Raw genomic sequence first — 25892 nt, forward strand, 5'->3', positions numbered from 1 at the left:
GTTAAGTATGATACTGTTTGAATTTTTGTTTGAACTTTCCAGGTGGCATTCCCATTTCTGTTAAAAAAACACTGGAAAAATAATGTACAGTATCAAACCCCGTTTTTTCCGAAATCTCTTTTATACTCAGGTCGGTATCTGAAAGAAGGATACCGGCCTTTCTTATTTTTTCTTTCCTGACATAGCTGGAGAAGGATTGACCCAGTTCCGCCTGAAATATCCTGGACAAGTGTCGGCCTGATATATGCAGGAACTCTGCCACATCATTTAGGCGCAGTGGTTCTGATAAATTATCATTTATGTAGAGCTTTGCTTTATACACCAAGGTCGAAGAAACGCTGTACCTATTGTTTTTATTGGATTTTTTATGGTTGATCTGAAAATCCTTGAAGAGACTGCCGAAGATGGAGTAGCAAACTCCTGAAAGACTTTCTTCCAATAAAGGATTGGATTCATTCGCCATGACAAGCAAAGTGGTCCACATCCTGACGAAAGAGGAAGATTCTGCTTGATTATGAAAATAGGTGTCTACACTTTCAAGACTTGAAAAAAGCTGTTGAATTTTTTTAGTGGTTTTTCCTTTGTTGATCTCGAACCCGATAAAAAGGATGTCCAGACCGGTTTCGCTTTGGATTTGATGTTTATGGTAGGGGCGTGAAAGAAACAAGGAGCCCGAACCTATCGTATGCCTATGATTATTATCTATATAATGGCCTTCTCCATTTATGATATAGCAAATTTCGAAAAAGGAATGTTGATGAGGCTTATTATTTTTATGCCCGGATTGTGCACCCCAGTAATGGATGTTTATGGAGGCCTCCTTTCCTTCCAATTGACTGGCTTTTTGGTTTAGGAAAATGGCCCCATCCACAAATGAATCTGTCCACTCCAACTTTATTCCCCCCAATCAAATTCATAATAACGCTTTCATTTTAGCACACAAATATCACTATATGTCTGAATTTTATAAAAAATTGACTCTTTTATAAAAAGACAAAGAGACTGGCATATTTTAAACTTGTATTAAATAAAGCGTTTTCATTGTAAGGGGGGATGTTTTTGAAAGCAAGACGAAGATTAGGAAAGCTAATTATCTATTTAATCATTATCGCAGGAAGTATTTTATTATTAATGCCGTTGGTCTGGATGTTGTCAACATCACTGAAGGGCAACGTTGGACTCTTTGATCTGCCGCCAAAATGGATTCCGGAAGAAATCCAATGGAGCAATTATAAAGAAGCGGTGAATTCATTTCCTTTCTTACGCTATACGTTCAATACCACGGTTATTACAACTTTATCTGTGGTTGGAGGAGTCCTTTCTTCTTCCTTCATCGCATATTCCTTTGCGAAATTGAGGTGGCCGGGGAGAAACATTTGGTTTATCATCCTGATAACCACGATGATGCTACCCCCACAGGTAACGATGATTCCCCTGTTCGTCTTTTTTAAAGAACTGGGGTGGATCAATACTTACCTTCCTCTGACGGTTCCTTACTTCTTTGGTAGTGCTTTTTATATCTTTCTGATGCGTCAATTCTATATGACGATACCTAGAGAACTAAGTGAAGCCGCGAAAATTGACGGCTGTTCGGAATTCAGGATCTGGTGGAATATCTATGTTCCCCTCTCCAAACCGGCGATGGCAACCCTGGCAATTTTCATATTCATGTTTGCATGGAATGATTTCCTTGGACCATTGATCTACTTGAATGATCCAAATGATTTTACCTTGGCTTTAGGTTTAAGGGGATTCCAGCAACAGTTTGGTACAAGATGGAATGTCATGATGGCAGCCTCCATCATTGTCATGCTGCCGACTCTTCTCCTGTTCTTCTTCTTCCAGAAGTACTTCATCAAAGGTGTTGCCATGACAGGAGTAAAAGGGTAAGTGGTGTATTCCGGATATCGGAAGGAGGGGGTTGGTTTTTACTGCAATTATTTCGGTTAGATCTGTTTTCGCTTAATGTGCTTTGAAAAAACTTTTATTTAATAACGGGGGGTCAATTATGAAAAACTGGAAAGCAATGAAGGCATTTTCTGTAATGTTCCTAACGTTTCTTTTAGTGGTAGGCTGTTCCAACAGTTCTTCTACTGATAAAGAGTCATCCAACGATTCGGATAAAGAGCAGGTTTCCATCTCATTCTGGCATATTCATTCTGATGGTCCAATGAAAGAAACAATGACCGAAATACTGGATGATTTTGAAGCCGAGAATCCCAACATTAAAGTTGAAGAGCTCGGAATCAACTTCTGGGATTACTGGACAAAACTTTCTACGGCAATGGCTGGTGGCAGCGGCCCAGATTTGGCGCTGAATGATACAAGTACCTTACCTGCGCGTGCAAAATCAGGAGCTATTATGAATATCGATTCTTTCATTGAAAAGGATAAATTCGATACGGATGTTTTCTTCCCTGTATTAACAGAAAAAATGAAGCATGAAGGCAGCTTCTACGGCCTGCCGAGTGATACGGATGTGCGTGTGCTTTACTACAATAAGGATCATTTCCGTGAGGTTGGACTTGACCCTGAAAAGCCCCCAACCAATTGGGCCGAACTAGAAGAGTATGCAGAGAAACTGACAAAATGGAAATCAGATGACTTGCTCGAGAGAATAGGGTTTTCCCCTTCCGTAGGGAACCTTCACATGTGGACGCTAGCTTGGGGCAATGGAGGGGATTTCTGGGATGAAGAAGGAAATCCAACATTCATGAAGCCTGAGAACCTGGAGGCGCTGGAGTGGATTGCAAAAATGCAAGAAAACTATGGGACGAAAGCGATGTCGGCTTTCAACTCGCAAGCAAGCTCCCTACAATACAGCCCGTTTATTGCAGAGCAGGTTTCTATGGTTGTTGATGTGAACAACTTGTACCAGGATATTAAAACTCATGCTCCTGATATGGATTTTGGTGTAGCAGCCATTCCTTTCGAAAAAGAGCAGGTTACATGGTCTGCTGGATTTGATTATGAAATGACGAACAACAAGGATGAAAAGAAAGCCGAAGCAACATGGGAGTTATTGAAGTACATGACAAGTAAAGACGTTCAAATGAAAATTCATGAAGTATCAGGATCACTTGTATCCAATATGGATGCAGCGAAGGATCCTAAGTTTACGGAAGACCCAATCTGGAATTTGATGGTGGAGCAAATGCAGTATTCTAGATTCATAGAATATGTGGACGCTCTTCCTTCATGGCATGCAAATCTTGATCCAGTAGAACAGGCTGTAGTGAACTCCGGTGTAGATCCGAAGCAGGCGCTGCAAGAGGCGCAGACCGCAGCGGAAAATGCCGTGAAGAATCATTAATTCCCTGTAGAAGATCACATTTAATTAGGCATTCTCTCCTTTTGCTGGGGGAGGGTGCCTAGATTATAAGGGAGAGTAGATTAGGGATGCGATGGACACGCAATATGAAAATGAGCACAAGAGAGGCAATAACCGGTTATTTGTTTTTTTCACCTGGCCTAATAGGGCTGCTGGTATTTATGGCCGGTCCCATTTTGTACTCCTTCTATTTAAGTTTCACCACCTATAACATTTATGAGCCGCCGCAATGGGTCGGTTTCAAGAACTATGAAATCATGCTGACAGAGGATCCATTATTTTATAAAAGTCTCTATAACACCTTGTACTATGTGGGACTGAGTGTTCCCGTCAATACCGCGATGGGGATCCTGCTGGCTGTGCTGATGAACCAGAAAGTTAGGGGCATCCGCCTGTTCAGAACCATTTACTTCCTGCCAAGTATCCTCTCCGGGGTGGCAGTAGCATTGCTATGGCAATGGATATTGGATCCGAATTTCGGGTTGATAAATACGTTTCTTGCAAATTTCGGTATATCCGGTCCTGGCTGGTTGTTGGATGAAGCCTGGTCCAAACCTTCGCTTGTCCTGATGAATCTGTGGGCTGTCGGTGGCAGTATGATCATCTATTTGGCCGGTTTACAAGGGATTCCACAATCTCTTTATGAGGCTGCCACGGTGGATGGAGCTGGACCAATCAGGAAATTCATCAATATTACACTGCCGATGCTTACCCCAACCATCTTCTTCAATGTTGTCATGGGTGTTCTTTCCGGATTCCAGGTGTTCTTACAGGCATTTATCATGACAGGTGGAGGGCCAAACAACTCGACGATGTTCTTTGCTTTCTATTTGTACAATAAAGCATTCAAGGACTTGCAGCTGGGCTACGCATCAGCAATGGCTTGGATCTTGCTTCTCATTACACTCTTATGTACATTGATCATCTTCAAAACAAGTTCACGCTGGGTCTACTACGAGGGTGGGGACAACAGATAACCATTACTAGATTTAGGGAGAGAAAAAATGTTTAATGTGAATCCGGTTAATCCGATCAGGCTTAATCAAGAACTAGTATGTGTAGCAGAAACCAACGAAATCATAGAATCCGTCATAAAAAAAGCAAGAGAGAAGAAAGCGAACAGAATAATATTGGACGGTACGCATGGTGTACCCTTTGCCAGTTTTGTAGAAAAGCTATATGAAAAATTGCAAGAAAGAGAGTACAGCCCGGCAACGGTTGATACGAATGCCTACTTAAAATCAAGTGATGAACTTCACATGCAGTTCCGGGACAATATCACGGACAACCGGGCATTCGGTTACATGGTGGAAGGAGATATCTCCGCTTACTTTAAAGAAGATGCAAAGATAAGCTATAAAAAAACGGTTGCACCTTCCGGAAATTTCACCATCGAATATGGGACAGGATCGTACTGGTTGAACAATGATTCGAAGGAGGACTGCCTGTACATCTATTTGGATATATCCAGGGAAAAGCAGCAGGTTCTTTACAAGGATGGACTCTCGAATTTCGGGGACAATGCCTCAGGGGACTTTGTGGAAAAATATAAAATTTCCTTTTTTGTTGAATGGCCGATTCTTGAAAAATATCGAAAAGAAACACTGAAGAATTTCGATTATTATATAGATTTCAATCAAACCGAAAAGCCGGTCATGACCTCAGTTTCCGATCTGTTTGCGATGGCCGAAGACATTTCCAACCACCCATTGAGAGTGAAGCCCTTCTTTGCACCGGGTGTGTGGGGAGGCCAGTTCCTGAAAAATTTGGCAGATTTGCCGGAGGACTGGGTGAACTGTGCCTGGAGCTTTGAACCGATTGCACCCGAGAATTCCATTCTGATAGGCTGTGGGGACCAGGTGTTGGAGGTTCCATTTTTGATTATCATGGACCTCGCCCATCAACCGATATTAGGCGATCGCATTGTCGGCCTCTTCGGTGACTACTTTCCGATTCGGTTCGATTATCTGGATACGATGGACGGGACAAATCTTTCCTGCCAAGTACACCCAAAGCAATCCTATATTCGTGAGAAGTTCAACTACCCATTGGAACAGCAAGAATCCTATTACATGATGGAGAAAAAGGAAGGATCGAAGGTGTACCTCGGCTTGACGGAGGACTGCAGTCCAACCGGGTTTCTGCAAGAGGTGGAACATTCCCAGATGTCAGGTGAGCCTATCGAATTTACGAAGTATGTAAAAGAGTGGGACTGTGAGAAGGGTGATCTTTTCCTAATCCCAACAGGAACTGTCCATTGCTCCGGTTCTGATAACCTTGTGTTGGAGATTTCCGCCACTACCTGGTGGTTCACTTTCAAAATCTATGATTATGTTCGGAAGGATCTGGACGGTAAACCGCGCCCGATCAATATCGACCATGCAAAAGAAAATATCGATTGGTATAAAAAAGAGAATTGGGTAAAAGAGAACCTCATTCAACACCCCCGCCTCATTCAGCAGCAGAAAGAAAATCAAGAGTATGTACTAGGGGCGAGGGAGGATCTTCTGTTCTATGTAAACCGTATTCACCTTCATGACTGCTGGAGGGATGATACAAACGGGGAAGTTATGCTTCTTAACCTGGTGGAAGGGGACAGAATCTCTATTCGTTCCACGCAGAATCCAGATGTCCAAGTGGAGCTTGGGTACGCAGAGTCCTATATTATACCGGCTGTTTTCGGTGAATTTGAAATCATCAATATCGGTACTACTCCATGCAAAATCATTAAAGCAGGCGTTTCGCCGCAGTGGGATGTGAAGATTCTAGATGAATAGCTACACAATCGCCTTTGACGTGGGGGGCTTGTTTATTAAGTCAGCCGTCTTAAATAGCACAGGGGAAGTATGTTCGGATTCTTTTGCGATATTCCCGGCGAAATCAAAGGATACAAAAGAGAATATTATTGAAAATTTGGTGTATCTCATTCAGCAGCAAGCGAACCGGATACTGGATAAGGATTTCAAAATTGCAGGAGTCGGCTATGCCTTTCCCGGTCCATTCGATTATGTGAATGGGATAAGTTATATCAAAGACGTGGATAAGTTCGAGGACCTGTACGGAGTGAATTTGCGTGTGGAGATAGAAAACAGGCTGAAAAAAATTCCTTCTATCCGTTCCAAAATGAATGAGCATTTCCCCATTGTGTTTGATAATGATGCCAATTTGTTTTCACTGGGCGAACAGATGGCAGGGAAAGCACGGAATTATCAGCGCTCCGTCTGTATAACCATTGGGACAGGGGCTGGTTCCGGATATTTGGAGAATGGCAGATTAGTAACGAGCCATCATGCTGTTCCTGAAAACGGATGGATCTATAATCAACAGTTCGGAGGCTCTGTTGTGGATGAATATATCTCCAAGCGGGGAATTTTGCGGATAGCGGAAGAGCTGGGGGTTCCTGTCCCGGATAAGGAAGTGAAAACTTTAGCGGAAATGGCACATAGGAATCACCCAAATGCGCAGGAGGTCTTTCGTCGATTTGGAAACAATATTGGCAGTGTCATCAACCAGTATGTCCTTCCGTTCCAACCTGATGGCGTCATCTTAGGGGGACAGATTGCCAAAAGTAAGGATCTGTTTATCCATGGAATCTATGAAACACTGCAAAAAAAATCTTTGCTTATTGAACGTTCAGATGATACGTCCCTAAGTACATTTGTCGGGGTGGCAAATCTGCTGCAGCAGACTATGGAAGCAAAGGATTGCATTTCATAACACGATAAGGTGGCAAAAAATGAAGAAACCGTTAAGAAAATGGAGATGGTTGCTTGGTCTTAGTATTGTGGTCCTAATACTTGTGATATCTGTCAAATCTTTTTCTTTGTCACAAGAGAAACCGGCAGCTTCCGGTCTTGGTCCTATCATTCCCATTGCTTCGGTCCATGCTGATTTTGATGAAGGGTATGATGCCAAAAACGTGGCAAACAACTCCGGCATGTCCGGAACGGATGGCACAGCAAATACCCACTCAACTGAGGGAAAGACGATGTGGCAGGTAACAGCAAAAGAGGATAATGAGCACATCTCCCTTATCCTTGATCTTGGCCACATCCAGCCCCTCGGAGAAATGTGGGTCTGGAATTACATGGCAAAGGACGGGGAACAATCACTTTCCCACCGTGGCTTGAAGAATGTACGAATCTATTATTCCAACGATAACAAGGAGTGGACCGAATGGAAGGGAGAAGGCTACCCTTTCCGTTTTGCTAAAGGGAAAGATTCCGATTCTATGCAGGCTACAAATCTGTCAAACTCTCAATTACCGATCCAATTCAATGGCGTACCAGCTCAGTATGTGAAAATAGAAGCGGATACAAATTCCGGTGAAGGTAATTGGTCCGACTCTAAAGGGGAAAGGATATTTGGACTAAGCGAAATCAGAATATTTCGTCATAATGTGGGTGTGGTTGAAAATGGGCAGATCATTCCGTTAGCAGCGACACCTGATGAGGATTCAAACACTATCCAAGGTCCTGAAAATGTGATTAATCATCATGGGATGTTTAAAGAAGAAATCACCGAAACACATGGTACAGACCCCGACACGATGTGGCTCGCCTCATCCGATAACAAAGAGCCACCTACCATAACAATTGATTTAGGTGGTACCTACCCCCTACAAGCAATGGAAATCTGGAACTATAACGAAAAAGGCAAAGAATCACGAGGCATAAAAAATGTCCAGATCTTCCATTCCCTTGACGGTGAAAACTGGACTGAGCTGAAGGGGAGGGGTTATCCATATGAACTTGCCGAGGGGACAGGTTCCGTGGACCTGCAGGCAACCAATCTGAACGACGACGAACATACCCCGATTCTTTTCGATGGAACTCAAGCAAAATTCGTCAAGCTCATCCCGCACCAAGAAGAAGGGAATTGGGGAGCAGAGGAGCAGGGTAAGCACTTGTATGGCTTGAGCGAGGTGAGGTTCACGGCTGCAGCAGGAATAGCGGTGGAACCGATGTACGAATGGGATGCCCTGTTCAGCAGATACGAGGGCTGGAGTGGTGCGGACGGCATCTTTTCCATTCCTTTTGATGGATACGATGTTCCTGGAAAAGCGAAGGATAACAAAACCCTGTTTTTATTCAGTGATACCTTTATCGGAAATGTCCATCCCGTCACCAAGCAGCGTCTGCAATCCAATATGCTGAATAATTCATTGGCAGTATTGGAGGGGGAGAAGCCAAATCCGAACAATATGGAATGGATTACCATGGCGAATACTGCAGATGTAAATCTCTTCACCCCGAAAACTCCAAATGCACCTGCAGGAAGCTGGTACTGGCTGCAGGATGGAGTGGTGATTGGGGACCATGTGTATATTTTTCCTCTATTGATGAGTAAAGACCTCCAGGGGGAAGCAGGTTTCCTCTTCGCCATTTCAGGTGTTTCGATGGTAAAGCTGCCGGTATCAGAGGATGGACCGATCGTAGAAGAGCAGGAGCAGATGGATACACCGTTGTTTGCAAGCCTGCCTGACGGGTCGGGAAATATTGTATTCGGAGCAGGAATCCTTGATAGGACGGAAAAATCGGGCACTACCAATCCAGATGGATATCTATATGTATATGGTTATAAGGATCTGAAATCCGGCACAAAGGAATTAGTCGTGTCACGGGTACTCGCGGAGAATATCGAGCAGTTTGACCTGTGGGAGTATTGGGACGGAGATGGATGGTCTTCTGATATCCAAGAAGTTGAATCCCTAGTCACAGGCGTTTCTCCCGAGCTCAGCGTCACCTTCATGGAAAATGCCCCTTATAAAGGGAAATACTTGCTGGTCGTGGAGAGGGAGACATTGAGCGGCTATATTGCAGTGAGCCAAGCGGACAGTCCGGCCGGACCTTTCTCGCCTTTGGAGGACCTCTACCATGTACCGGAAGCAAAACTCGGTAATGGCGTGATCACCTACAACGCAAAAGCCCATCCACATTTGTCAGAGTCGGGTGAATTATTGGTGACTTACAATGTCAATACCACCAATCCTACAGGGAACAACACCAATGCGGATATCTACCGTCCAAGATGGTTGAAGCTCAGGGAAATCAAGCCTGAAAATCAGGAATAAAAGCGGAAAGGGGAAAAACGATGATTGAAACGAAGATACAAGCACCAAAAAGTGTGGGAGATATCATCCCTGTAGAAAAAGTGTATGGTACACCGGACGCCTTCGCAGGAACGCCTATGAGCAACCTGTTGACTAGAGTACAAGGACCGATCGGAAAACAGGATGTCCAGCATAATGATGCCTCTGGTAAGGGGATGTGGCTGACCGAAGGAGAGGATGAAGTCTTTGTGACCTTCGAATTTGGAGGAAGCTATCCAATTGGGGAAATGTGGGTGTGGAACTACAATCAGCAAAGTACCACCTATCCCGGCCTGTTTTACCGGGGGTTGAAGGAGGTTAAGCTGGAGCACTCCCTGAACGGGGAGGATTGGACCGAGCTGAAAGGGCAAGGGTATCCATTCAAGCTGGCTCCAGCGACGGGAAGCAATCAACAAAAGGCTACGAATCTCGATGATGGGAATAATAGTCCGGTAGATTTTGGCGGCGTCCTAGCCCGCTATGTCAGACTATCCGCAAGAGCTAATCCGGATATCGGGAACTGGGGTGGGTATGAAGAGAATGAGAAACTGTTTGGACTCAGTCAGGTCAACTTCTACGCAGGAAAAGGCTTTGCGGTGGAAGCGGCGGAGGAATGGACGAACCTGTTCCACCGCAAACAGGGCTGGAGCGGATCAGATGGCATATACGCCATCCCGTTCAATGGCTGTGACAGACAAGGGACTGCGGATCAGACAAAAACGATCTTCATGTTCGGCGACACCTTTATCGGGTCGGTGGATGAGGCGACTGACTACCGGATTTCCACAAAAATGATCAATAATACACTTGGCATTTTAACTGGGGCGGAGCCTAACGAAGATGCCCTTGAGTTCCGTTGGAAACAGGATGAAAACAACGAACCAGCAAGCAATATCGTTCCAAACACAGAAAAGACAAGGAGTGTGGAAGGGGCCTACTATTGGCTTCAGGATGGAGCTTCGATCAATGGGACGTTCTACTGCTTCCCGATGATTGTCGGACCAAATCCTGACGGGCCGGAAGGTTTTGCTTTTTCTATCCATGGCATTACACGTGTTTCTGCACCGATCGGGGAGGATGGCCCGAATCTTGATTTGCAGGACCAAATCGATACCTCCCTCTACTTTACAGCGGCAAACGGGAAGACTACCTACTTTGGAGCAGCTATCATGGCTAATACGGAAGAGAGCGGCAATCCGAATCCTGATGGCTATGTCTATATTTATGGACTGCAAAACTGGGAAAAAGTAAAGCTTGTGGCAGCCCGTGTAAGAGAGGAGGACTTTAACGATTTGGATAAGTGGCACTTCTGGAATGGGGCGGAATGGGCCGCAGAAAAAGAACAGGTGGTACCGATAGCCGAAGAAATTTCTTGTGAATTGAGTGTTTCCCCGATGGTTGGCGGAAGCCTGGATGGAAAATATATCGCTGTTTTCCAAGAATCAAGCACCGGAAACTGGATTTCAATATATGCGGGGGATACTCCGGTTGGTCCATTCAAAGACCCGGTCAGACTCCATTATTGTCAGGAACCAAAAGGCGGGGAGGGGATCTACTCTTATAACGCAAAGGGACATCCTCATCTTTCCAAGCCTGGCGAGATGCTGTTCAGCTACAATGTCAATACCACAAGCTGGGCCATGCATGAAAAGCATGCAAGCATCTACCGCCCAAGATTTATGAATGTCAGAGAAATAAGCTAAAACTGTATAGTGCTATAAAAGAGGGCGGGGGAAAAACATCCACATTTTCCTGCCTTCTTTTTGCTTTTTTTAACCCTCTTCTCAATGTTGTCTCCAAATTATAAAAGATTGACTCTACCTCTTAAAGACGCTCTTACCATATATTTTTATAATATTCTTAATAGAAAGAAATATAGGGGTGAGAGCATGAAGAATCAGGAATTCAAGGGTAAAGTGGCTGTGGTTACAGGGGGATCGCTCGGAATAGGTTTTGCAGCGGCAAAACGTTTGGCCGAAGGAGGCGCACAGGTCGTAATATGCGGATCACGCGAAACCGTTGTAAATGAAAGTGCCGAGAAATTGCAAGCGGAAGGATATGAGGTCAAGGGATATAAGACCGATGTCCGCAACGCCTTGGAAGTGGAGCGCGTCATGCAATATGCAGTGGAAACGTTTGGTGGGATAGACATTCTGGTCAATAGTGCAGGAGTCCAAAGATATGGGGACGTAGTGCAGACCAGTGAGGAAGTTTGGGATGAAGTGATAGACATCAACCTGAAGGGGATGTTCCTATCTACCAAGTATGCCATCAAGGAAATGCGGAAACGTGGAGGAGGTGCAGTCATCAATATTTCGTCCGTCCAGGCATTTGCTTCCCAAAAGGGGGTCGTCGCCTATACTGCGAGCAAAGGCGGTATTAATGCGATGACAAGAGCGACGGCACTTGACCATGCACATGAAAATATTCGTATCAATGCTGTGTGCCCGGCCTCTGTTGATACCCCGATGTTAAGAGGAGCGGCCGATCTGTTCAAGGCTGACTCCACGCAAGGGAAAATCCTCCATGACTGGGGAAAAATGCATCCAGTGGGCAGGGTGGGGACACCGGAGGAAGTGGCAGAACTGATCGCCTTTCTTGCCAGTGAAAAAGCAAAATTCATCACTGGAGCAGAAATGAAAATCGATGGTGGAATGTTAGCTGCCCTGGGCGTCAGCTTACCTGAATAAGAGGAGGAATTGTCGGTGAAAATCACGAATCTGAAAGCCACAACGGTTACTCTGCCACTCGAAAGCCCATTAAGGCACAGCAATGGGGCTCATTGGGGTAGATTTGTAAGAACCATTCTGGAAGTTGAAACAGATGAAGGCATAACAGGTTACGGGGAAATGGGGGGAGGCGGCGAGAGTGCGGAGTTGGCTTTTGCCGGATTAAAGCCCTATATTATCGGTCATGACCCTTTCCAACTGGAAGCGCTACGCTTTAAAATATGCAATCCGACCGCAAGCCTCTATAACAACCGTACACAGCTTATGGCAGCAGTGGAATTTGCCTGTCTGGATATCATCGGGAAGAAATTGGACGTTCCGGTTTATCAACTGTTGGGAGGAAAAGTCCGTGATGAAGTGAAGTTTGCGAGCTATCTATTCTATCGTCTGCCTAATGAACAAACAGGAGCGGGGGAGGTCAGAACAATTGAGCAACTGCTCTCACATGCCAAGGATCTGAAACAGAAATATGGATTCACCTCTCACAAGCTGAAGGGAGGAGTATTCCACCCTGATTATGAACTGGAATGCTACAAGGCCCTTGCTGCTGAATTCCCGGAGGACCGCTTGAGATATGACCCGAACGCTGCACTGAGTGTCGAGGACTCGATCCGCTTCGGACAGGAAATTGAAGGGTTGAACAATGATTATTTCGAGGACCCTACCTGGGGGTTGAACGGAATGCGGAGAGTAAGGTCCATGGTCCGGATTCCAACCGCGACCAACACGGTTGTCGTCAACTTTGAGCAGCTGGCAGCAAATGTACTGAACCCTTCCATTGATGTCATTCTACTGGATACGACCTTTTGGGGAGGAATCCGTCAATGCATCAAAGCGGCAGGTGTGTGTGAAACCTTCCAGCTCGGGGTGGCGGTCCATTCCTCCGGCGAATTGGGCATCCAGTTGGCAACCATGCTACATCTTGGAGCAGTATTACCGAACCTGGCATTTGCCGGGGATGCTCATTATCACCATTTACAGGATGATATTTTAGTAGGCGGAAAACTCCGTTATGAAAATGGGGCTATCAAAATTCCGGAAGGACCGGGACTTGGTGTGACAGTGGACAAGGAAAAGCTAGCGGAATATGCGGAGCTGTACAGGGAGCTTGGCGGATATACATACGATCGTGACCCGGCACGTCCGGATTGGTTCGCCTATGTTCCGAATCAGATCTGGGCCGATCATGTATAGAGAATGGAGGAGGAAAAAATGAGTAAACCCACTTGGAATGGAATGACAGCAAAATTGGCTGCAGAGAAGATGGAAGTCTATTTCGATGGAACCTTTACCTCGCCCCAGCTAAATCATCCGGAGGGTCTCGCCTTTGACAACAAAGGTGATATCTGGTGTGGCGGAGAAAAAGGGGAGATTTTCAGGATTTGTGACAATGGCGGGAAGATAGAACAGATAGCCTGCACAGATGGATTTATTCTGGGACTCGCCTTTGATAAAAGTGGATTTCTATACGCTTGTGACTTGAAGCATTCCTCCGTTTTTAAAATAAATCCTTCAAATGGGGAGGTCACCCTGTTTGCTGATGGAGACGGGAAAGAGCGGAAGATGGCCATCCCGAATGCCATCGCTGTAGATGATGAAAATAACTATCTATATATTACCGATAGTCATGACTCGAACAAGCCGGGCCCGGGTATTTGGAGGTTTAATCTGGAAAGCGGAAAGGGGGAAATGTGGTTCAGCCAAAATCTCTCTTTTGCCAATGGAATTGCGCTGGATTCCCAGAACTCCTGCCTATATGTGGCGGAAACATTCGGTAAAAAGATCAGCAGAATTCTGATCAGTGAAAAAGGGGAGCCAGGGGAAAAGGAAACGGTAGTAGAAATGGATGCCCTTCCGGATGGTCTCTGGATCGGCCATGATGGAAAGCTGTATATTTCCTGCTACGAGCCGTCTCTCATCTATTGCTGGTCGAATGATACCGGATTGGAGCTCCTCTGCTATGATACGACCGCACATACCTTATGTCATCCGACCAATTGTGTGCTGCGAGGAACAGACCTGTACACGTCCAACCTTGGAAGATGGCATATTACTAGAATAAAAGACGTAACAGGTTGAAGGGTAGGAGGAACAAATCATGCAAAGATATCGCCGACAACGTAACTTCGGCTGCCGCATTCATGACCAGTATTCCTATTTCGGCATGAGGACACTTGTTCTTGAAAATGAAAAGCTACGTCTCTCTCTCTTACTGGATAAAGGCGGGGAGATCTTTGAATGTCTCTATAAGCCGCTTGATCTTGACCTGATCTGGCTGTCAGAAAATGGGGTGCAGAACCCGATGGATTACCTATCGACCTCGGCAGATCCAACCGCTGCGTTCATCGACTATTATCCTGGTGGTTGGCAAGAGGTCCTTCCAAACGGCGGTCCGACCGCTTCGTACCTCGGGGCCCAGTACGGCCAGCATGGGGAAGTGGCCCATATGCCATGGGATTACGACATCATCAAGGATACACCTGAAGAAATTGAGGTTAAACTATCCGTCAGGACAAAGAAAATACCTTTTCATGTATCAAAAACATTCATTCTTACGAGCGGCAGTTCACAGATCCAAGTGAAGGAGCAGCTTAAAAATCTCGGAACGACGAACCTCCACTATATGTGGGGTCATCACCTTGTATTTGGAAAGCCATTTGCCCTTCCCGGAAGTAATATAGGACTTCCAAATGGAGTGGAAATAATAACCGAGTCAAAGGATTCAGAGGTAGCGGCCCCGGGCCGGATCGTCCGCGGAGAGACCTACTACTGGCCGCAAGCGGATACAGAAGACGGTTCTCTCGACTTATCCATTCTTCCGGAAAGAGATACACGATCCGATATCATCTATCTTACCAATTTTGGACAGAATGGCTGGTATACACTTGAAAACCTGAACCTCTATTTGGGTGTGAAAGTGGAATGGGATTCCACGCAATTCCCGTATTTATGGTATTGGCAGGAATTCGGTGGTACCAAGACCTATCCGTGGTATGGAAGGCATTATAACGTTGGCCTGGAGCCGTTCAGCAGTTATCCGACGCATGGTCTCGAAGAAGCGATACGAAATGGCTCTGCTGCAGAAATTGCTCCCTGTGAGATAAAAAGCTTCTGGATGAAGCTGACCCCCTATATTCCAAAACCTAAAACATAAACGGAAAGGAGGCTGATGAGAATGCGTTTAAAAGACAAAGTGGTACTCATCACAGGTGCAGGTTCAGGCATCGGAAAGAGCACAGCCCTACTTTTTGCAAAAGAAGGTGCAAAAGTTGTGGTTAATGACCTATCAGAGGCACATGGCAAGGAGACGGTTGAAGAGATACAGGAACAGGGAGGAGAAGCGGTTTTTCTACAGGCTGATGTCACTATTGCCTCAGATGTGAAAGAGATGGTTCAGCGTGCATTGGAACGGTACAAAAAGATCGATGTTCTATTCAATAATGCCGGGATTTCCGGCGTAGGTGCACTTCATGAGACCTCAGAGGAGTTATGGGACCGTGTCGTCGATGTCAATTTGAAAGGTGTGTTCCTTCCGAGCAAATACGTCCTGCCACACATGATTGAAAGACAGGAGGGCTGTATCATCAACATGTCCTCCTGTGTGGCGGAACTGGGCTTAATGAAACGAGCTGTATATTCCGCCACAAAAGGAGCTGTCCTCTCCCTTACAAAAGCGATGCAGGTGGATTATGCCCCCTATAATATACGAGTGAATGCCCTGCTGCCTGGAACGATCCTGACACCATTTGTGGAAAACTATCTGCGCAATGCCTATGAGGACTATGACGAGGCACTGGAAACCATTAAAAAGCGCCAATTAAGCGGCAAACTCGGGACACCGGCCGATGTTGCACAGGCCGCCCTGTTTTTAGCCTCGGATGAATCCAAATTCATGATGGGATCCCCTCTTTATATAGACGGCGGTGCCACCTTCGGGAAAATGGCGTAATGGTAAACAAAGAAAGGTGATTATATGAAACTATTAACCTTTTATAAAGGGAACCAATGGAAGCTTGGAGTCAGTACGAATCGCGGTGTGCTGGAGCTTCCACAAGACTTTGAGGATGTATTGGAAAAAGGGGAAGAAGAGCTTTCTCGAATATCCCGTTTTGTCGATGAAGCTCTCCTTCAAGAATCTGACACGCATTTCATCCAAAAGGAAGATTTGCACTGGGGTCCCTGCGTACCGAACCCTGGGAAAATTATTTGTGTCGGGTTGAACTATCAAAAGCATGCAGAGGAGACGAACTCGCCGATTCCCGAATACCCAATACTTTTCAATAAATTTTCCAACACAATAACGAGTCATAACAGCCGAATCGTGATACCAAAGACGACAGATCAATTGGATTATGAGGCCGAGCTAGTCATCGTCATCGGCAAGGAAATGAAGAATGTTGACAGACAGAACGCCCTTGATTACGTCCTTGGCTATTGCATCGTCAACGATTTATCAGCCAGGGACCTTCAATTCCGGACCAACCAATGGCTTTTAGGGAAAACTTGCGATGACTTCAGTCCCATTGGTCCGTATCTGGTGACAGCAGATGAAATTGTTGACCCTAACAATCTATTTGTGAAAACGTATGTGAACGGGGAGCTTAGACAAAACTCCAATACGTCCGATATGATTTTTGACTGCTCCTATATCCTGAGATATATCTCGCAGTATATGACACTCTCTCCAGGAGATATCATCTTGACAGGTACCCCGGAAGGAGTCGTGTTGGGTAATCCGGCTGATCAGCAGCAATACCTGAAGGATGGCGATACGGTGACCATCGAGATAGAAGGACTGGGAGTGCTAAGGAATACATTTATTTCAGAGAAATAGCAGAAAGGATGAATACAATGCCTATATTGGATCTGCCGTTAAATGAGCTATATGACTATAAGCCTGAATCGACAGCGAAAAATGATTTTGATGCTTTTTGGGAAACACAGAGAAATCGATCAGCAGAGAGACCGTTGAATGCTCGACTGAACAAAATCGAATACCCGGTTAAAAATGTGACCGTCTATGAAGTGGTCTACGATGGAGTGGACGGAACACCAATTCATGGCTGGTATACAGTCCCCAACAAATCGATTGCTCCCACACACATGCCGGTTGTAATCGGGTATCATGGCTATTCATTTGACAGGGGCTACCCTTGTGACAACCTACATTGGGCAGTCATGGGCATTGCGTCCTTCACTGTGGACACACGCGGCCAGGCGGGGAAATCACCAGACTATGCAACTTACCCTCAAGGAAGTGTTCCGGGATTTTTAACGCTTGGCATTCTAGATCCGGAAACCTACTATTACAAAAATGCCTATATGGACTGTGTAAGAGCAGTAGACTTTGTCTGTTCGAGAGATGAAATCGACCCGGAAAAAGTGATTCTTTCCGGAGGAAGCCAAGGCGGCGGACTCGCCTTGGCTGTCGCTGGAATCGATCATCGTCCAAAGTTGATGCTGAACATCTTTCCATTTCTCTGTGATTTCAAAAGAGCGGTGGAGATGCATACACAAGGTCCCTACAGTGAAATAAAGGAATGGTTCAGACGGTACGACAAGGAGCAGAAATTAGAAGAAAAAGTCTATGATACATTGAGCTACTTTGATGGAATGAACTTCGCGTCGAGAGTCCAGGCGAAAACACAGATGGTCATCACTCTTCAGGATCAGGTTTGTCCACCATCGACCTGTTTCGCAGCGTATAACCATCTGGCAGGCGAAAAAGAGTTGCTTATATATAAAGAGTACGGTCATGAAGCGTTATTTGGGCATAATGATCAGATGTTGAAGTTCGTTGCAAATAACATTTAAAGGAACACAGTAGATTTTCAATAAATGCAAAAAGTGCGTCCACCACGCAGGCAGACGCACTTTCTCCTATTCCTCTTCCAGAAAAACATCGACCTTATATTCTTCAGCAGTATCGGAGAAAAGTCTTTCATGCTTTTCGAATTCTTCGACCGATAAATCATAAGCGGCAGTTGCCTCTTCCGACATTTCGAAGTTCCCGCTTCTCATATCCTCTGCATAAATGACATAGCTTTCAAGCAACTTTTCATTCGAAAGAATCAAGGCCTCGTGGGACGCCTGCAGCGGCTCAAAATCCACAGTCACCTCTTTGGTCTTTTGGAGCAACTTTTCCAAAGCGGGAATGGTGCTTTCGGTTAGAAACGCGAGTGCTTTAGCGTCATCCTCTTCGGCCCAGAAACCTGTTTCTGCGGCAACTTCAATGTCGTAACTATCCTCTATGATTGGATTAGTGGCATTCAGATAATCCAATATCGCAGTCTCCGCATCGAGGTGATCCGTTAATTTCACAGCTGTCTCTTCCATGAGCGAACATCCTGCCATCAACATTGCCACTACAAACACCAAACCTGACTTCCATATAATCTTACGCATTTCCCATACCCCTTTATATTTAAAAGATTGTACATTCCAATTAAATATAGCCGACAAGCATCAAAACCGTCTATAGCAAAAAAAGAGTCTACGAATCAAATCGTAAACTCGAGTTCTGCGCGTGCTTTCGGCCAATTGCCGCCAGTCAGCCAGACTTTTACCTTATAGTTTCCGGGAGTCAGGTTCTTCAGGGGGATGTCGAAGCCCATTTCATCCCCTGGTGCCACCATAATCTCTTCATAGATCATGATGAAAAACTTCCCCTCGGAAAACTGCTCTACCCGCTTTCCATCACGGTAAAGTATATAGTCATATCGCTGACCGCTCGTGAAGGTCACCTTTTCGGGTTTATTACTGGTATTTTCCACAATGAAGTGGAGCATAACAGAATCCGGACCACTTTCCGAATAGCTAAGAATCGCTTCCATCCCCATATTCACCACTCCTATCCATAAATCAGCATAATATGTATATTCTACAAAACTGAAACTATACCTTTATCGATAAAGGAATGGCACTTCCGCACCAGTGTGATGGTTATTTTTTAACCCGGATTGAAAATATATAGAGGGGAAATAAAAAAATGAAAATAGGATAGGAAATATTTCTCTTGCTTTCTCTGAAGTGATAGATGACTATTATCAATAAAATCATTATTATTTTTATTCTTCAGCTCTGATACTTTACATACAAGTGGAGGAAATTATGAAAGCTTTAAACAAAGAAAGAGACGAACGAATCGATATATTAAGGTTTATTGCCATTATTGGTATTCTTGTGGCTCATAGTTACCCGGATCCTTGGCTGTTTCAATTAAGGAATTTTGATGTAACGCTTATGGTCCTTCTATTGGGGACATCTTTTTACCTCAGTCAAAGAGGAAAAGAGTTGAAATACCTGCCATATTTGAGGAAACGCTTTAACAGGCTGGTTGTTCCTACGTGGCAGTTATTGGTCATCTTCTTCGCCGTGTTTTATCTGATTTCCAAGCTATTCGGGGACGAGTACTACTTTACCATAGAGGAAGTCATCGCCTCTTTCACTCTGATGGAGGGGATCGGGTATGTCTGGATTATGAGGGTGTTTTTCCTCATAGCACTAATAAGTCCGTTATTATTGGCGATTAGCAACAGAATCAAGAATAATACGGTGTATTTCTTGTTTCTGGTGGCAGGATACTTCTTATATATAGGCCTATTACTGATTAATGGTAAGTTGGAAGGAAATATGGGTATGGTGTTCCAGAATTTTGTTGTCTATGGAGTGGGATATGGCCTAGTCGCAGCATTTGGAATGAGGTTAAAGCAATTTTCCGTAAAAGAAATTTGGTTTTACTTTTTATTTTTCCTGGGGATATTCCTGTATCTTATGTTCCAGAATGATTTCGCACAGACGCAAGCATTTAAATACCCGCCACAGCTTTATTATTTCGCTTACGGTTTGATGGGAAGCTTGTTCCTTTATATCCTGTTGGATGTATCGTTCATTAAGAAAATATTTATGAACAAATTTGTGGCGTTCGTTTCCAGAACCTCCTTATGGCTATATTTATGGCATATTATCTTTGTGGAGTTCATGAAACTGTTTGAATCGGAGATGTCCATCATTTCTGATTCGTTTATTACAAGGTTTTTATATATCTTTATCACTTCCCTGATTGTCACGTATATCCAGGAGATGGTAAAGAAGTATATGAAAAATAGAAAGAGAAATCAAGCATCAATCAGTTAAGGGCCAACTCGTTCGGTCCTTTTTTTACGGATTCATACGAAAAATTCAAAAAAATCGAACAAATCCCTTGTCCCACTTGACATTATTAGCATAAAGCACGACCCAAGCTAATAAACTGTAACTAACCAAACATACAAAGAGAGTGTTTGAGGTGAGGGATCGTAGATTGTCTCGAAGCATAACACCAAACATCCTAATCGTTTTTCTATAAAGCACAACTGTAAACACTACGCACTTCGTTACATCGGTATAAGCGGGTCTCATTTCACATTCCTCAACATCCAATTTAGGGAGGGCGAGTGGTGTGCACGATTACATCAAAGAGAGAACTATCAAGATTGGAAAGTATATCGTGGAGACAAAGAAAACAGTTCGCGTGATTGCGAAGGAATTTGGAGTTTCCAAAAGTACTGTCCATAAAGACCTGACAGAAAGACTGCCAGAGATCAACCCAGACTTAGCGAATGAAGTGAAGGATATACTCGACTACCATAAATCCATCCGGCACCTGCGCGGCGGGGAAGCCACCAAGATGAAGTACAAAAAGGAAGAGGAAGCTGTAAAATAAAGCAATTGCTCGAGAATTTCAGCGGACAACTCCAATACTTGTGAAAAACAGTCCCTCCAAGTGGCTGTTTTTCTATTTATAGGGGTGGCAAATGGAGCTTTCGCCCGGAAAAAAAGATTTACGCCCGGAAACCAAGGACATTCGCCCGGAAAAAAAGATTTACGCCCGGAAACCAAGGACATTCGCCCGAAAAATCCAAAACACGCCCGAACACTGAAATTCGACAAAAAAAGCAACACAAAAAACCTGGCACAAAAGTCCCGCACCCCCATCAACCAACGAATCATCCGCAACCTAAAACATTCGACAAAAAGCTCAAATTTATGACATGAAATTAATGTTAAATTCAACCTTTATATTGTAATTTGTGATAGAATATACAATTAGGACTATAAGTTGTCGGACAACAGTCGCAAAGCATATGCAAGGAGGAAAAAAGTAACATGTTTGCTAGGGATATAGGGATTGATTTAGGAACAGCAAACGTTCTCATCCACGTAAAAGGAAAAGGGATCGTTCTGAATGAGCCGTCAGTAGTGGCACTTGATACAAACACTGGAAAAGTATTAGCGGTAGGGGAAGAAGCCCGAAAAATGGTAGGGCGTACTCCAGGAAACATTGTAGCGATGCGACCGCTAAAAGATGGAGTAATCGCAGATTTCGAAGTCACAGAAGCAATGCTGAAGCATTTCATAAAAAAACTGAACGTCAAAGGCTTTCTTTCCAAGCCGCGCATCCTAATCTGCTGCCCAACGAACATCACATCTGTTGAGCAAAAAGCAATCAGAGAAGCGGCAGAAAAGAGCGGCGGCAAAAAAGTATACCTCGAAGAAGAGCCGAAAGTGGCAGCAATCGGAGCGGGAATGGACATCTTCCAGCCAAGCGGCAACATGGTAGTGGACATCGGCGGCGGAACAACCGACGTAGCAGTACTCTCCATGGGAGACATCGTTACCGCTAGCTCCATCAAAATGGCCGGCGACAAATTCGACGCCGAAATTCTTCAATACATCAAGAAAAAATACAAGCTATTAATCGGTGAACGTACAGCGGAAAACATCAAGATCTCCATCGCGACCGTTTTCCCTGGCTCACGCAACGAATCCATCGATATCCGCGGACGTGACATGGTAAGTGGCCTTCCACAAACCATCACTGTCACATCAGGAGAAATCGAAGAAGCACTTCGCGAATCCGTACAAGTCATCGTACAAGCAGCGAAAAGCGTCCTAGAACGCACACCACCTGAACTATCATCCGACATCATCGACCGTGGTGTCATCCTAACAGGCGGCGGCGCACTCCTCCACGGCATGGACCAGCTCCTAGCCGAAGAACTCAAAGTACCCGTCCTCGTCGCAGAACAACCAATGGACTGCGTAGCAATCGGCACCGGCATCATGCTTGATCATATTGATCGTTTACCAAGAAAAAGCTTCGCTTAAAGAATTTATACACAATACAAAATACAAAAGAGCAGCCCCATAAAAACGGCTGCTCTTTCCTTTTTCTACAAAAAAGCAAAATTTTATAAGACTACCTTACAACAGCTCTTCGACCTTCAAGAAACGAAAAATTTAAAGTACACACTAGTATGGGGTCTGACCCTTCCAACCAACAAAAGCTAAAAACGACTCTGCACATCCTACCCTCGAAACCTAAATCCCAAAGAAGCCGCAAGGGTCAGACCCCGGTCTTGAGCATCCTACGAAACGAAAAATTAAAAAACCATCACCAAAACCCCATCAAGAAAAAAGTGCCCCAAGCCCTTTAACTAAACCACACAAAATTCAACCCATACTACAAACCACACCTCACTCCTCCACATACCAAAACTCCGCCTCCACCTCAAGCCCATCAAACTTCATCTCCGCCAAACCATCAACCAAAAGACTCTCCTCATCCAAAAACAACGTCATCATCACCGCCTTACCAGCCTCAATCATTCCTATATCAGAAAGGTCAAACTCGCCCTCACCAATCAACACATCAACCAAGCTCCCGTTTTCATCCGGCTATAAAATAGGACTAAAGTGTCAGAAAATATAGAAAATTAGACAGATAAATATTGCTTTTCACCTGAAATGAAAAAATCCCCTCAAAAGTTATAAAACGCCTTCGAAGGGTATATAAAAAGAACAACAACACTTCGGAGGTGCTCTCACATGCTTCATAAAACCAAACTCATGTGGCACAAAATCAGAGCAAGATACCACGAAATACTTATTCAGGACTGCTTGGACGAAAACCTGAAGCAATCACTTACAGATAAACTGAATTATCATAGATCTCAACTCACAACCATGATGATAAAAGAAAAGAAGGAACCTGCGTGAAATTGCGGGTTCCTTCTTTTTGAATCTCACACCCCAAAAATCCACTATTCACAAAATTACATATATCGACATTTCCATTTATGTACTATAATAGATACTAGATAAAACTGTACGTCAAACAATGAGGTGAAATGAAATGTTACGAGGCTTCCACACAGCAACCGCCGGCATGATCGCCCAGCAGCGCCGCATGGAGTTGCTGTCCAATAATCTGTCCAACGCGAACACAGCTGGCTATAAAGCAGACCAATCATCCCTTCGCGCGTTTCCGGAAATGCTATTGAGCAAGCTCGATGCAACGAGCGTACCTACCACGAAACCGTTGAAATTTGCCCAGAACCAATTGATTGGACCAATCAACACCGGCGTCTACGTTCAGGATGTTGCACCGAAATTCTCACAAGGCGACATGCGTCCGACAGGCAATGACAATGATCTTGCCATCCTGAATCAGATCCTGCCAGAAAACGCATCTATATTCTTTACAGTAGAAAACACGGATGGCACACAAAGATACACGAGAAACGGTAACTTTATATTGGACTCCCAAGGTTATCTCACGACCAACAATGGCCTGTATGTGCTCGATGAAAACAGCAACCGTATCCAGGTGAATGCCAATTCCTTCACCTTGCAGCCGGACGGTACCCTAATTGTCGACAATGTACCACAAACACGCCTCGGCATCGCTTATGCAGACAATGCGAATCAGCTTATCCGCGATGGCAACGGCTTGTACCGTGCATCGGAAGGGCAGCAGCTGACGAACGCCTTTGCGAACCAGAATATCAGCTATCAAATCATGCAAGGACACCTTGAACGATCAAATGTTGATTCTGCCCAGACAATGAGCGATATGACTGCTGCCTACCGAGCATTTGAAGCGAACCAAAAGGTGATACAAGCTTATGACATGAGCATGCAGAAAGCGGCGAACGAAATAGGACGTATCAATTAATCGCCTCACGAACGGAATGGAGGAATAATCATGAACAGAATCATGCTGAATGCAACCAATACAATGAACCAGCTTCAAAAGCAATTGGATCTGATCGGTCATAATGTAGCAAATATTGATACCGTTGGCTATAAAAACCGTTCTGCTACATTCCAGGAGCTGCTTGTGCAGCAAGCGAATAACCAGCCGATGGGTCGCTATGAAAAGACGCGACAAACACCAAACGGGATTCGGCTTTCCTCTGGCGCAGGGCTCGGCCAAACGAAACTGAATCTAACACAAGGTCCTTTAAAAACGACGGAACGTATGCTAGACTTTGCATTAACAAAAGAAGACCTGTTCTTTACCGTACAGGCAACAGAAAACGGCCAAACAAGCACGCAATTCACAAGAAACGGTGTCTTTTACCTGTCCCCGATCAACAATAATGAAGTGATGCTTGTAACAGCTGATGGCAATCCGGTATTGGACAGTAACGATCAGCAAATAATATTCCCAGATGATATACAGGATATTAAATTGCAGCCGGGTGGAGTGATCTCAGCAGTACGTCCCAATGGTGAGGCTGTGGCAAGTGAGCTCGGGATAGCCCGTGCAATCCGTCCGCAGATGCTGGATGCAAAGCCAGGTTCGCTTTATTCCTTTCCTAGAGAAGGATTGGCGAATCCGGACGACATCATAGAGTTTGTAGAAGGCGCTGACCGTACAACGGTAGGCATGCAGCAAGGAATGCTCGAGAATTCCAATGTGGATCTAGCATCTGAACTCACAGAAATGACCTTGATGCAACGGAATTATCAATTTAACGCAAGGTCGGTCCAATTTGCTGATCAGATGATGGGACTTGTAAATGGCTTAAAGGCTTAACATAGAAATCAAAGGTAAAGGAGAGGTTGCGCAATGGAACAAAACGAAGCAAGACAAGAGAGCTTAACAAGGGAAGAATTGCGCAAAGCTCAGAAATCTAAACCAAAGCAGGAAAGAGAAGAAGCGGCAGCCAATGAAGGAAAACCGAAACGGCTTAAATGGCGTATTCGCCTTATTCCTATCTGGCTGCGCCTGATCATTATCCTGGGAGTCATGATTCTCGCAGCAGTTGCTGGAGCCATGTTCGGCTACGGAGTACTTGGCGACGGCAATCCAATAGATGTTTTGGATAAGAGTACGTGGCAGCATATTATTGACTTGGTGAATAAAGAGTAGGGAAGTCTATATACAAAGACTTCCTCTTTTTTATACCTTCGTATATAATTGGAAGTAACTATTAGTAGGAGGTCATAATAATGTTAGACATTAACCAGATAAAAGAAATCATTCCACATAGATATCCATTCCTATTGGTGGACAAAATAATAGAAATCGAAGAAGGTCAGCGAGCGATCGGGATCAAGAATGTAACCGCCAATGAGGAGTTCTTCAATGGTCACTTCCCGGAATTCCCGGTTATGCCTGGAGTTTTAATTGTAGAGGCATTGGCTCAAGTCGGAGCAGTAGCGATGCTTAAAAAAGAAGAAAACAAAGGACGCCTTGCATTCTTCACTGGAATCGACAACTGCCGTTTCAAAAAGCAGGTCATCCCTGGAGACCAACTCCGTCTTGAAGTCGAAATGACACGCGTCCGAGGCAGCATCGGCAAAGGTAAAGGTGTCGCAACTGTCGACGGCGAGCTTGTCTGCGAATTAGAAATGATGTTCGCGTTAGGACCAAAGTCGTAATTTGAAAAAATTTGTTCATTTATGCAAT

At 44.7% G+C, this 25892-nt stretch carries 26 protein-coding genes; 22 read left to right on the forward strand and 4 right to left on the reverse strand.

Annotated features, from left to right (window positions below):
* Position 1 precedes the first annotated feature (1 nt).
* Positions 2 to 892: an AraC family transcriptional regulator gene (locus ABN702_RS21810; protein WP_417898672.1), complete on the reverse strand. Its 891-nt coding sequence runs from the start codon at positions 890 to 892 to the stop codon at positions 2 to 4.
* Positions 893 to 1053: 161 nt separating this feature from the next.
* Between ABN702_RS21810 and ABN702_RS21815 the strand changes: the two genes are divergently transcribed.
* From ABN702_RS21815 to ABN702_RS21880, 14 genes are all read left to right on the forward strand, one after another.
* Positions 1054 to 1890 (forward strand): carbohydrate ABC transporter permease, encoded by an 837-nt coding sequence (locus ABN702_RS21815; protein WP_417898673.1) that lies wholly within the window; start codon positions 1054 to 1056, stop codon positions 1888 to 1890.
* 118 nt (positions 1891 to 2008) lie between these two features.
* Complete coding sequence (locus tag ABN702_RS21820; protein WP_417898674.1) at positions 2009 to 3313, forward strand: ABC transporter substrate-binding protein; 1305 nt, start codon at positions 2009 to 2011, stop codon at positions 3311 to 3313.
* Between the two features lie 86 nt (positions 3314 to 3399).
* Positions 3400 to 4308 carry a carbohydrate ABC transporter permease gene (locus ABN702_RS21825; RefSeq protein ID WP_417898675.1) on the forward strand — a complete coding sequence of 303 codons (909 nt, stop codon included), beginning with the start codon at positions 3400 to 3402 and terminating at the stop codon, positions 4306 to 4308.
* Between the two features lie 27 nt (positions 4309 to 4335).
* Complete coding sequence (locus ABN702_RS21830) at positions 4336 to 6108, forward strand: class I mannose-6-phosphate isomerase (protein WP_417898676.1); 1773 nt, start codon at positions 4336 to 4338, stop codon at positions 6106 to 6108.
* Complete coding sequence (locus ABN702_RS21835; RefSeq protein ID WP_417898677.1) at positions 6101 to 7048, forward strand: ROK family protein; 948 nt, start codon at positions 6101 to 6103, stop codon at positions 7046 to 7048. The genes ABN702_RS21830 and ABN702_RS21835 overlap by 8 nt, the downstream gene beginning before the upstream one ends.
* Positions 7049 to 7067: 19 nt before the next feature.
* Positions 7068 to 9404, forward strand: coding sequence for a discoidin domain-containing protein (locus ABN702_RS21840; protein WP_417898678.1), 2337 nt, complete (start codon positions 7068 to 7070; stop codon positions 9402 to 9404).
* Positions 9405 to 9424: 20 nt separating this feature from the next.
* Positions 9425 to 11125 carry a DUF4185 domain-containing protein gene (locus ABN702_RS21845; protein ID WP_417898679.1) on the forward strand — a complete coding sequence of 567 codons (1701 nt, stop codon included), beginning with the start codon at positions 9425 to 9427 and terminating at the stop codon, positions 11123 to 11125.
* A 186-nt stretch (positions 11126 to 11311) separates the two neighbouring features.
* Positions 11312 to 12112, forward strand: a complete 801-nt coding sequence (locus ABN702_RS21850) for an SDR family NAD(P)-dependent oxidoreductase (RefSeq protein WP_417898680.1) — start codon at positions 11312 to 11314, stop codon at positions 12110 to 12112.
* Between the two features lie 15 nt (positions 12113 to 12127).
* Complete coding sequence (locus ABN702_RS21855) at positions 12128 to 13345, forward strand: enolase C-terminal domain-like protein (RefSeq protein WP_417898681.1); 1218 nt, start codon at positions 12128 to 12130, stop codon at positions 13343 to 13345.
* An 18-nt stretch (positions 13346 to 13363) separates the two neighbouring features.
* On the forward strand, positions 13364 to 14230 hold the full coding sequence (locus tag ABN702_RS21860; RefSeq protein WP_417898682.1) for an SMP-30/gluconolactonase/LRE family protein: 867 nt from the start codon (positions 13364 to 13366) through the stop codon (positions 14228 to 14230).
* A 19-nt stretch (positions 14231 to 14249) separates the two neighbouring features.
* The gene (locus ABN702_RS21865; protein WP_417898683.1) at positions 14250 to 15305 is read left to right on the forward strand and encodes a DUF4432 family protein; all 1056 of its coding nucleotides are present in this window, start codon (positions 14250 to 14252) and stop codon (positions 15303 to 15305) included.
* A gap of 21 nt (positions 15306 to 15326) precedes the next feature.
* Complete coding sequence (locus ABN702_RS21870) at positions 15327 to 16100, forward strand: SDR family NAD(P)-dependent oxidoreductase (protein WP_417898684.1); 774 nt, start codon at positions 15327 to 15329, stop codon at positions 16098 to 16100.
* A 24-nt stretch (positions 16101 to 16124) separates the two neighbouring features.
* Positions 16125 to 16985 (forward strand): fumarylacetoacetate hydrolase family protein, encoded by an 861-nt coding sequence (locus tag ABN702_RS21875; protein ID WP_417898685.1) that lies wholly within the window; start codon positions 16125 to 16127, stop codon positions 16983 to 16985.
* Positions 16986 to 17002: 17 nt separating this feature from the next.
* On the forward strand, positions 17003 to 17965 hold the full coding sequence (locus ABN702_RS21880; protein WP_417898686.1) for an acetylxylan esterase: 963 nt from the start codon (positions 17003 to 17005) through the stop codon (positions 17963 to 17965).
* 66 nt (positions 17966 to 18031) lie between these two features.
* Here the strand turns inward: ABN702_RS21880 and ABN702_RS21885 are convergent, their stop codons facing one another.
* Together ABN702_RS21885 and ABN702_RS21890 are read right to left on the reverse strand one after the other, a co-directional pair.
* Positions 18032 to 18556 carry a hypothetical protein gene (locus ABN702_RS21885; RefSeq protein WP_417898687.1) on the reverse strand — a complete coding sequence of 175 codons (525 nt, stop codon included), beginning with the start codon at positions 18554 to 18556 and terminating at the stop codon, positions 18032 to 18034.
* 95 nt (positions 18557 to 18651) lie between these two features.
* Positions 18652 to 18990, reverse strand: a complete 339-nt coding sequence (locus tag ABN702_RS21890) for a BsuPI-related putative proteinase inhibitor (protein WP_417898688.1) — start codon at positions 18988 to 18990, stop codon at positions 18652 to 18654.
* A 271-nt stretch (positions 18991 to 19261) separates the two neighbouring features.
* On the opposite strand from ABN702_RS21890, the gene ABN702_RS21895 reads away from it, so the two are divergent.
* From ABN702_RS21895 to ABN702_RS21905, 3 genes are all read left to right on the forward strand, one after another.
* Positions 19262 to 20287, forward strand: coding sequence for an acyltransferase family protein (locus ABN702_RS21895; RefSeq protein ID WP_417898689.1), 1026 nt, complete (start codon positions 19262 to 19264; stop codon positions 20285 to 20287).
* Between the two features lie 304 nt (positions 20288 to 20591).
* Positions 20592 to 20855, forward strand: a complete 264-nt coding sequence (gene spoIIID, locus ABN702_RS21900) for a sporulation transcriptional regulator SpoIIID (RefSeq protein ID WP_204412950.1) — start codon at positions 20592 to 20594, stop codon at positions 20853 to 20855.
* Positions 20856 to 21298: 443 nt separating this feature from the next.
* On the forward strand, positions 21299 to 22300 hold the full coding sequence (locus tag ABN702_RS21905) for a rod shape-determining protein (RefSeq protein WP_417898690.1): 1002 nt from the start codon (positions 21299 to 21301) through the stop codon (positions 22298 to 22300).
* A gap of 369 nt (positions 22301 to 22669) precedes the next feature.
* Here ABN702_RS21905 and ABN702_RS21910 read toward each other — a convergent pair whose 3' ends face one another.
* The gene (locus ABN702_RS21910; protein ID WP_417898691.1) at positions 22670 to 22843 is read right to left on the reverse strand and encodes a hypothetical protein; all 174 of its coding nucleotides are present in this window, start codon (positions 22841 to 22843) and stop codon (positions 22670 to 22672) included.
* 177 nt (positions 22844 to 23020) lie between these two features.
* Between ABN702_RS21910 and ABN702_RS21915 the strand changes: the two genes are divergently transcribed.
* The 5 genes from ABN702_RS21915 to fabZ all read left to right on the forward strand — a co-directional run bounded on the left by ABN702_RS21915 (position 23021) and on the right by fabZ (position 25864).
* Entirely contained in the window at positions 23021 to 23191 is a 171-nt protein-coding gene (locus ABN702_RS21915; protein ID WP_417898692.1) for a hypothetical protein, read from the forward strand.
* Between the two features lie 136 nt (positions 23192 to 23327).
* Complete coding sequence (locus tag ABN702_RS21920) at positions 23328 to 24149, forward strand: flagellar hook-basal body protein (RefSeq protein ID WP_417898693.1); 822 nt, start codon at positions 23328 to 23330, stop codon at positions 24147 to 24149.
* Positions 24150 to 24179: 30 nt separating this feature from the next.
* The gene (locus ABN702_RS21925) at positions 24180 to 25016 is read left to right on the forward strand and encodes a flagellar hook-basal body protein (protein ID WP_417898694.1); all 837 of its coding nucleotides are present in this window, start codon (positions 24180 to 24182) and stop codon (positions 25014 to 25016) included.
* Between the two features lie 33 nt (positions 25017 to 25049).
* Positions 25050 to 25352: a DNA-directed RNA polymerase subunit beta gene (locus ABN702_RS21930; RefSeq protein WP_417898695.1), complete on the forward strand. Its 303-nt coding sequence runs from the start codon at positions 25050 to 25052 to the stop codon at positions 25350 to 25352.
* Between the two features lie 80 nt (positions 25353 to 25432).
* Complete coding sequence (gene fabZ, locus ABN702_RS21935) at positions 25433 to 25864, forward strand: 3-hydroxyacyl-ACP dehydratase FabZ (protein ID WP_204412943.1); 432 nt, start codon at positions 25433 to 25435, stop codon at positions 25862 to 25864.
* Positions 25865 to 25892 lie beyond the last annotated feature (28 nt).

Source organism: Bacillus haimaensis (genome assembly GCF_048270625.1).
In the GTDB taxonomy this organism is placed as follows: domain Bacteria; phylum Bacillota; class Bacilli; order Bacillales; family Bacillaceae_I; genus Sutcliffiella_A; species Sutcliffiella_A haimaensis.